The sequence below is a fragment of the Blautia sp. BCRC 81119 genome (assembly GCF_003184505.1).
Lineage (GTDB): Bacteria > Bacillota > Clostridia > Lachnospirales > Lachnospiraceae > Blautia_A > Blautia_A fusiformis.
The window spans coordinates 1-1,287 of record NZ_QJHD01000060.1; the positions used below are offsets into that span (position 1 = coordinate 1).

Sequence of the window (1,287 nt, forward strand, 5' to 3'; positions counted from 1 at the left end):
ATACAAACCAGGTAAGAATAAAACATGGCTCAGCACCGGTTGTAGAAAATGAGGCGCTTGACAGAGGCGCTGCGGTGAGGGCGAAGGAGATTTATACGAAGTTTAGTCATGAAAGGCCAGACGGAAGCAATTTTAGTACAGCTTATTATGATGCAGGAGCCGGCAATATCCTTGGAGAAAATATCACGACTGGCAATACGCCTAAGCGCGCGGTATATTTATGGGAGAACAGCCGTGGACATCTTGTTGCAATGATTGATAAAGAAGCGACCCATATCGGTGTTGGCGTTTATAAGAATTTCTGGGTGCAGATTTTCGCGAAAAACCCGGGCCAGAAATATACACTGACAGTATATGCAAACGGAGGCACGTTCCCGAGCAAAGGCGGCGCAGAGAGGTTTGAGATGAGAGTTCCGGCCAGGGCAGACGTCAAACTGTCAACTATTGATATCCCGGAAAAAGAAGGCAGCAATTTTATAGGCTGGACGGAGATTGATGATACCTTTAATATTGAAAGTGGATTGACGGATTTAGATGCAATTAAAAGCGGTATAGAAACTCATATGTATGACAATAAAACATTAAAGGCCAATTGGACAGACACTTCCGATTCATCTGATTCATCCGACTGATAGCATAAATGCGCATATACACACCACCATGATTGGTGGTGTGTATTTTTTTTACAAACCATATATATATGTTGTAAAATATATATAAGCAAAAAAATACACAAGGAGGGAAAATATTTATGATAAAGAAACTAAGCAAGACCCGGCTGCTTAACGGCCTGATTGCCGTCCTGCTGGCCATCACACTGATTGCCCCGGCAGTCTTTCAGTCCACCACCCCGGCGGCCTCCAAGCGAACGCCCGCAAGACCGGCGATTACGAAAGTGACCGCGACCAAAAATTCCGCAACGGTCACCTGGAAGAAGTCCAAGTATGCCACTTCTTACCGGATTTATTACAAACAGGCCGGTACGAAGAAGTGGACCACGCTGGCAACTATCAGCAGTAAAAATCTGAAGTACACTCACAAATCTTCCAGGAAGCATCTGCTCAAGGGTGGTAAAAAATATACCTATACTGTCAGGGCATATAATAAATACGGTAAGAAATGGAGTTCCTACGATAAAAAAGGCAAGACCGTCACTATTCCGGCCGTACCGTCTATTGTAAAAACCCGCGTGAAAGCGAACAACTATAAGCAGACTACTGTTACTTGGACAAAATCCATCAATGCTACGAACTACCTGGTTTACTACCGCTCTGCTGACACCACAAA

At 44.3% G+C, this 1,287-nt stretch carries 2 protein-coding genes; both read left to right on the forward strand.

The window, feature by feature from the left end; all coding sequences use genetic code 11:
* Nucleotides 1-632 (forward strand): CAP domain-containing protein (locus DMI82_RS19465; protein WP_242981890.1); only part of this gene is annotated, 632 nt, incomplete at its 5' end.
* Nucleotides 633-751: 119 nt separating this feature from the next.
* Nucleotides 752-1,287 (forward strand): fibronectin type III domain-containing protein (locus DMI82_RS19470; RefSeq protein WP_146207193.1); only part of this gene is annotated, 536 nt, incomplete at its 3' end.